Below are 7445 nucleotides of genomic sequence, written 5' to 3' on the forward strand. Positions count from 1 at the left end.
CACCACCGGCCGCGCGCTGGGCAAGGCCCTGACCGACGCCAAGGTGGCCGACACCGTCGCCTACGACAACAAGGGCGGTGCCGCCGGTGCGCTGGGCCTGGCCCAGTTCGTCAACGGCTCCAAGGGCGATGCCAACGCGCTGATGGTCATGGGCTCGGTCATGCTGGGCGGCATCATCACCGGCAAGCCGCCGGTCAACCTGTCGCAGGCCACGCCCATCGCGCGCCTGACCACCGAATACAACGTGTTCGTGCTGCCGTCGAATTCGCCCTTCAAGACCATGAAGGACGTGGTCGAGCAGCTCAAGAAGGACCCGGGCAGCGTCAAGTGGGGCGGCGGTTCGCGCGGCTCCACCGAGCACATCGCCGCGGCCATGATCGCGCAGAAGGTCGGCGCCGATCCGTCCAAGATCAACTACGTGGCCTTCCGCGGAGGCGGTGAAGCCACCGCCGCCATCCTGGGCGGCAACGTCACCATCGGCGGCAGCGGCTACAGCGAGTTCGCCGAGTACATCGCCGCCGGCAAGATGAAACCCATTGCTGTCACCTCCGCCCAGCGCCTGCCGGGCATCAATGTGCCGACCCTGAAGGAACAGGGCATCGACGTCGAGATCGGCAACTGGCGCGGCGTGTACGGCGCGCCCGGCATCTCGGCCGAGCAGCGCAAGGCCCTGACCGACATGGTGCTGGCCGCGCTCAAGAGCCCGTCGTGGGCCGAGTCGCTCAAGAAGAACGACTGGACGCCGGCCGTGCTGTCGGGCGATGCCTTCGCCAAGTTCGTCGACGACGACTTCGCCAGCCTGCGCGCCATCATGGCCAAGTCCGGCATGGTCTGAGTTTGAGTCGCCCCCAGGCTGCGCGCACTTCGTGTCGCGCACGCCTTCCCCCTTCCGGGGGCAACACCTGCGGCCTGGCAGAGCCAGTTCCGCGGTGTTTCTGGAAGGAGGCAATTCTTTTTCCCCACGACTGCGGGAGCAAAAAATGACAACTCCAGAATCCTCGGTCTCACATTCCGCTGAGGCCACCTCCGGCGCGGCCCGCTGGCCGCAATACGTCGTCGGTCTCGGCGTGCTGCTGACCGGCGCCGCGCTGGCCTTCGGCGCCATCGGCATTTCTTCCGAAGCCGGCTACGGCGGCGTCGGCCCCAACTTCCTGCCCTGGATGGTCTCGATCGTCCTGATGGTCTGCGGCGCGTGGATCACCTGGGAAGCGTTCAGCGGGGGCTTTCGCGAGCTCGACGCGCCCTCCGGCGCCGACACCGCCTACTGGCCCGGCTTCATCTGGGTGGCGGCGGGCCTGCTGCTCAATGCGGCGCTCATCACCAGCATCGGCTTCATCCTGAGCTGCGCGCTGTGCTACCTGCTGGCCGTGCAGGGCCTGCGCCGCGCCGCCGGACAGGCCAAGGTCAATGCGCCGGCCACCTGGGTCACCGACTTGGTGACGGGCCTGGCGATCTCGGCCCCGGTCTTCTGGATGTTCACCAAGTTCCTGGCCATCAGCCTGCCGGGTCTCACCAGCACCGGCTGGATCTGAGCGGAGCCACGCCAAATGGATATCTTCAACGCACTGATGACCGGCTTCGCGGCCGCGATCACCCCCATCAACCTGCTGTGGTGCCTCATCGGCTGTGCCCTGGGCACGGCGGTGGGCGTGCTGCCCGGCATCGGCCCCGCCGTGGCGGTGGCCATGCTGCTGCCGATCACCGGCAAGGTCGACATCACGGCCTCGATGATCTTCTTCTCGGGCATCTACTACGGCGCCATGTACGGCGGTTCGACCACCTCGATCCTGCTGAACACGCCCGGTGAAACCGCCAGCATGGTCACGGCGATGGAGGGCAACAAGATGGCCAAGAGCGGCCGCGCGGGCGCCGCGCTCGCCACCGCGGCCATCGGCTCCTTCGTGGCCGGCACCATCGCCACCGTGGTCGTCACGCTGTTCGCGCCCTTCGTGGCCGACTACGCCGTGCGCCTGGCGGCACCCGAGTACTTCCTGCTGATGCTGCTGGCCTTCACCACCGTGAGCGCGGTGCTCGGCAAGAGCACGCTGCGCGGCATGACGGCGCTGTTCGTCGGCCTGGCCATCGGCTGCGTGGGCCTGGACCAGATCACCGGCCAGGGCCGCTACACCGGCAACATGCCCGAGCTGCTCGACGGCATCGAGATCGTGCTGGTGGCGGTGGGCCTCTTTGCGGTGGCCGAGGTGCTGTACGCCGTGCTGTACGAAGGCCGCGTGGTCGAGGGCCAGAACAAGCTGACCCGCGTGCACATGACCTCGCGCGACTGGAAGCGTTCCATTCCCGCCTGGCTGCGCGGCGCGGCCATCGGCACGCCCTTCGGCTGCATTCCGGCCGGCGGCACCGAGATCCCGACCTTCCTGAGCTACGCGACCGAGAAGAAGCTCGCGAAAGACCCGCAGAACAAGGCCGAGTTCGGCACCACCGGCGCCATCGAAGGCGTGGCCGGCCCCGAGGCCGCCAACAACGCCACCGTGACCGCCGCGCTGATCCCGCTGCTCACGCTGGGCATTCCCACGTCGAACACCACGGCCATCATGCTGGGCGCGTTCCAGAACTACGGCATCCAGCCGGGCCCGCAGCTGTTCACCACCTCGGCCGCGCTGGTCTGGGCGCTGATCGCCTCGCTGTACATCGGCAATCTGATGCTGCTGGTGCTGAACCTGCCGATGGTCGGCCTGTGGGTCAAGCTGCTCAAGATTCCGAAGCCGCAGCTGTACGCCGGCATCCTGATCTTCGCGACCGTGGGTGCGTACGGCATGCGCCAGAACACCTTCGACCTGTTCCTGCTGTTCGGCATTGGCCTGCTGGGTGTGGTGATGCGGCGCTTCGATTTCCCGACCGCTCCCGTGGTGGTCGGCATGATCCTCGGCCCGCTCGCCGAAGCCAACCTGCGCAACGCGATTGCCATGGGGCAGGGCAGCCCGATCGTGTTCTTCCAGCGCCCCGAGTCGATCGTGGTGATCATCGCCATCGTCGCCGTGCTGGTGCTGCCGCGCCTGGCCAAGCGCATGAGCGAACGCAAGCTGAAGCGGCTGGCGCAGCTGGACGCCTGACGCGACCGACTTTCTTTTTCGGTTCACATGCCGCGGGCGATTGGCGCCCGCGGCATTTTTTTTGAATGCGCCTGCGGCGCCAAGGGGCTTGACTGCGCAGTCATCACCGCGCCGCCGCATGTCCCCAGAATGGCGGCTTCGTTCGGGGTACCGCTTGCATCGCCCGCATTCCATGCCCGGTACGGCAGGGGTGTGACGAGGTATTCCCATGAAGAGTCCACAGACTCTGGCCTGGCTGCTGCTTGCGGCCAGCGTGGCGGCGGAAGTCGCCGGCACCATCGCCCTTCGCCATGCCGAAGGTTTCACCCGCCTGTTGCCATCGCTGCTCACCGCCGCCTGCTACGCCGGCGCGATCTGGCTCATGTCGCTCGCGGTGCGCGTACTGGATGTGGGGCTGGGCTACGCGGTCTGGGCCGGTGCCGGCACCGCGCTGATCGCGGTCGCCGGCATGGTCTGGTTCGGTGAGGCGGTCACGCTGACCCGCATGGTCGGCCTGCTGGCCATCGTGGCGGGCGTGGTGGTGCTGAACATCGAGGCGCGGTAGCGGGGCCACCGCTGCCCGCGCTCGGAGGTCTCAGCGCTGCGGCGCCTCGACCAGGTCGTCGTCGATGTGCGGATCGGCCGGCTGCCCGCGCACCTTGCGCACGGTGCGGCGAATCCAGTGCTCGATGTCGTCCACGTAGGTGAACACGGCCGGCACCACCAGCAAACTCAGCACCGTGGAGGTGATCAGCCCGCCGATCACCGCCATCGCCATCGGCGAGCGGAAGCTCGAGTCGGCGGTGCCGAAGCCCACGGCAATGGGCAGCATGCCGGCGCCCATGGCGAGCGTGGTCATGATGATGGGCCGCGCGCGCTTGTGGCAGGCGTCGCGCAGCGCGTCCCAGCGGCTCATGCCGTGGTCGCGGCGCGCCACGATGGCGTACTCCACCAGCAGGATCGAGTTCTTCGTGGCGATGCCCATCAGCATGATCAGGCCGATCAGCGAGGGCATCGACAGCGCCTTCTGCCCGATCAGCAAGCCCACGAAGGCCCCGCCCAGTGCGAGCGGCAGCGCGCACAAAATGGTCACCGGGTGCAGGAAGTCCTTGAACAGCAGCACCAGCACGATGTAGATGCACAGCACGCCGGTGAGCATCGCCAGGCCGAAGCTGGCGAACAGCTCGGTCATCACTTCGGCATCGCCCACCTCGGCGATGCGCACGCCCGGCGGCAGCTTCTGGATCGAGGGCAGGGCCTCGACGGCGGTCTTGGCGTCGCCCAGGCCCACGCCCGACAGCTCGATCTCGAAGTTGACGTTGCGCGAGCGGTCGTAGCGGTCGATGACGGCCGGGCCGCCTTCCATCGTGAGCGAGGCCACCTGGCTCAGCATGACGGGGCCGCGCGCGCCCGGCACCGACAGGCGCCCGATGAGGTCGAGGTCCTGCCGCGCCGAGTCTTCGAGCTTCACCACGATCGGCACCTGCCGCTGCGCGAGGTTGAGCTTGGCCAGCGCCTGGTCGTAGTCGCCCAGCGTGGCCACGCGCAAGGTCTCGGCGATGGCCGAGCTGGTCACGCCCAGGTCGGCGGCGCGCGCGAAGTCGGGGCGCACGGCGATCTCGGGGCGGATCAGGCTCGCGGTCGAGGTGATGTTGCCCAGGCCGGGAATGGTGCGCAGGTCTTTCTCGACCGCGCTCGCGGCGGCCGACAGCGCCACCGGGTCTTCGCCCGTGAGCACCAGGATGTACTTCTCGCCCGAGCCGCCCAGGCCCACGGTGCTGCGCACGCCGGGCAGGGTTTCGAGCGCGGTGCGGATCTCTTTCTCGATCACCTGCTTGCGCGGCCGGTCGCCGCGCGGATCGAGCTGGATCGTCAGCGTGGCCTTGCGCGTCTCGGGCGTGCCGAAGTTCGCGAACGGGTCGCCGCCGGCGCTGCCGCCCGCCACCGTGGTGTAGACGCTCTTCACGTGGTTGATCTGCATCACGCGGCGGCGCGTTTCCTCGGCCGCGGCCGTGGTCTGCGCCAGCGTGGAGCCCGGCGGCAGCGACAGGTAGACCTGCGTCTGCGAGTTGTCGTCGGCCGGGATGAAGCCGGTCTTGAGCAGCGGGATCATCGCCAGCGAGCCGAAGAAGAAGAGGGTGGCCATCACCATCGTCTTGAAACGGTGGTGCGTGCTCCACGTCACGGCGCGCATGTACCAGCGCAGCCAGCCCGGCTCCTTCTCGGCGCCGACGATGGGCTTGAGGATGTAGGCCGCCATCATTGGCGTGAGCACCCGCGCCACCACCAGCGAGGCGAACACTGCGAGCGACGCGGTCCAGCCGAACTGCTTGAAGAACTTGCCGGCCACGCCACTCATGAAGGCCGTGGGCAGGAACACCGCGATCAGCGTGAAGGTGGTGGCGATCACGGCCAGGCCGATTTCATCCGCCGCTTCCATGGCCGCCTGGTAGGGCGACTTGCCCATGCGCAGGTGGCGCACGATGTTCTCGACCTCCACGATGGCGTCGTCGACCAATATGCCGACCACCAGGGAGAGCGCGAGCAGCGAGATCACGTTGACCGAGAAGCCCAGCAGGTACATGCCGACGAAGGCCGGAATCACCGACATCGGCAGCGCCACGGCCGAGACGAAAGTGGCGCGCCAGTCGCGCAGAAAGAGCCACACCACGATCACCGCGAGGATGGCGCCCTCGTACAGCAGGTGCAGCGAGCCGTCGTACTCTTCTTCCACCGGGTCGACGAAGTTGAAGGCCTCGGTCAGCTCGATGTCGGGACGCTGCACGCGCAGGTCGGCCAGCGCCTTTTGAATGGCGCGGCCCACTTCGACCTCGCTGGCGCCGCGGCTGCGAGCCACTTCGAAGCCCACCACGGGCTTGCCGTTGAGCAGCGCGGCGGCGCGCGGCTCGGCGATGGTGTCGCTGATGCGCGCCACCTGGTCCAGGCGGATGCGGCGGCCGTCGCTCAGCGCGATCTGCATGTCGGCGAGCTGGTCGGCCGACTGCACGGTGGCCATGGTGCGCACCGGCTGTTCGCTGCCGCCCAGGTCGATGCGCCCGCCCGCGCTTTCGGTCTGCACCTGGCGCAGCTGGCGCGAGATGTCGGCCGCCGAGGCGCCCAGCGCCTGCAGCTTGGCTGGGTCGAGGTCGATGTGCACCTGGCGCGTGACGCCGCCCACGCGGTTCACCGCGCCCACGCCGGGCAGCGCGAGCAGCTTCTTGGTGATGTCGTTGTCGACGAACCAGCTCAGCGCCTCGTTGTCCATGCGCGACGAGGCGATGGTGAAGGCCAGCACCGGCTGCGCCGCGAAGTCGAGCTTGGTGACGACCGGGTCGCGCACGTCGGCAGGCAGGTCGGCGCGCACCTTCTGCACGGCCGAGCGCACGTCGTCCACGGCCTCCTGCACGGGCTTCTCGAGGCGGAACTCGACGATCAGCGTGGCGGCGCCGTCCTGCACCTTGGTCGTGATGTGCTTCAGGCCCTGGATGGTGGCGATCGAGTTCTCGAGCTTGCGCGCGACGTCGGTCTCCAGCTGCGAGGGCGCGGCGCCCGGCAGCGAGGCCGAGACGGTGACGGTCGGCAGGTCGATGTCCGGGAAGTTCTGCACCTTCATGGCGTTGAACGACAGCAGCCCCCCGAAGGTGAGCAGCACGAACAGCATCACCGCCGGAATGGGGTTGCGTATGGACCAGGCGGAAACGTTCATGGCGTGTTCCTTGTGCTTGCTTATTTAGGCGAAGGCGCGGATGCCCCCGCCTTCGCCGGGGTGGCGGACGCAGGCGTCGCGGGCGTGGCGTCCACCACGCGCACCAGGTCGCCGTCGTTGAGGAAGCCCGCGCCCTGCACCACGATCTGCACGCCCTCGGGCAGGGCGCTGGTGATCTCCACGCGGTCCTTCAGGCGGCGGCCCGTCTGCACCTTGAGCTGCGCCACGCGGCCGTCGGGCAGCAGCGTGAAGACGTTATTGAAGCCGTCGCGCGGCACGATCGCGCCTTGCGGCACGGTCGGCGCGGAACTGCGGCCGAGCTCGAAATCACCGCGCGCGAACATGCCGGCCTTCACGCCGGTGTTCTGCTGCACGTTGGGCAGGTCGACATAGACCAGCGCCGCGCGCGTCTGCGGATCGACCGTGGGCGCGATGCTGCGCACCGTGCCCTTCACCTGCGCGCCGCTGGCGCTGACCACGAAGGCCGGCGTGCCCACGGCGACGCGGCCCAGCTCGGCCGAGGTGACTTCGGCGCGCCATTCGAGCCGGCCCTGGCGGATCAGGCGGAACAGCTCGGTGCCGGCGCCCACCACGCTGCCCACCGTGGCGGTGCGCGCGGAGATCACGCCGTCGTCGGGTGCCAGCACCTGCGTGTTGCGCCCGCGCACCTGCTGCGCGGCCAGCACGGC

At 68.7% G+C, this 7445-nt stretch carries 6 protein-coding genes; 4 read left to right on the forward strand and 2 right to left on the reverse strand.

The genetic code is table 11. The features are described from left to right. The 4 genes from VBO01S_RS30010 to VBO01S_RS30025 form a co-directional block, all read left to right on the forward strand. Positions 1–835: Bug family tripartite tricarboxylate transporter substrate binding protein (locus VBO01S_RS30010; protein WP_062482504.1), on the forward strand; the 835-nt coding region annotated here is incomplete at its 5' end. 145 nt (positions 836–980) lie between these two features. Then, the gene (locus tag VBO01S_RS30015; protein ID WP_062482508.1) at positions 981–1532 is read left to right on the forward strand and encodes a tripartite tricarboxylate transporter TctB family protein; all 552 of its coding nucleotides are present in this window, start codon (positions 981–983) and stop codon (positions 1530–1532) included. 15 nt (positions 1533–1547) lie between these two features. Then, complete coding sequence (locus VBO01S_RS30020; RefSeq protein WP_062482511.1) at positions 1548–3071, forward strand: tripartite tricarboxylate transporter permease; 1524 nt, start codon at positions 1548–1550, stop codon at positions 3069–3071. A 208-nt stretch (positions 3072–3279) separates the two neighbouring features. Then, positions 3280–3615 (forward strand): DMT family transporter, encoded by a 336-nt coding sequence (locus VBO01S_RS30025; RefSeq protein ID WP_157627510.1) that lies wholly within the window; start codon positions 3280–3282, stop codon positions 3613–3615. A 30-nt stretch (positions 3616–3645) separates the two neighbouring features. Here VBO01S_RS30025 and VBO01S_RS30030 read toward each other — a convergent pair whose 3' ends face one another. After that, positions 3646–6756, reverse strand: coding sequence for an efflux RND transporter permease subunit (locus VBO01S_RS30030; protein WP_062482513.1), 3111 nt, complete (start codon positions 6754–6756; stop codon positions 3646–3648). A gap of 20 nt (positions 6757–6776) precedes the next feature. Continuing rightward, on the reverse strand, positions 6777–7445 hold a 669-nt coding region (locus tag VBO01S_RS30035), incomplete at its 5' end, for an efflux RND transporter periplasmic adaptor subunit (RefSeq protein ID WP_157627512.1).

Origin of the sequence: Variovorax boronicumulans NBRC 103145, from assembly GCF_001591345.1 — a bacterium.
In the GTDB taxonomy this organism is placed as follows: domain Bacteria; phylum Pseudomonadota; class Gammaproteobacteria; order Burkholderiales; family Burkholderiaceae_C; genus Variovorax; species Variovorax boronicumulans.

Bases quoted from the DNA above. Each gene is read 5' to 3' on its own strand.
- VBO01S_RS30015 (WP_062482508.1), top strand. From the start codon at position 981: ATGACAACTCCAGAATCCTCGGTCTCACATTCCGCTGAGGCCACCTCC.
- VBO01S_RS30020 (WP_062482511.1), top strand. From the start codon at position 1,548: ATGGATATCTTCAACGCACTGATGACCGGCTTCGCGGCCGCGATCACC.
- VBO01S_RS30025 (WP_157627510.1), top strand. From the start codon at position 3,280: ATGAAGAGTCCACAGACTCTGGCCTGGCTGCTGCTTGCGGCCAGCGTG.
- VBO01S_RS30030 (WP_062482513.1), bottom strand. From the start codon at position 6,756: ATGAACGTTTCCGCCTGGTCCATACGCAACCCCATTCCGGCGGTGATG.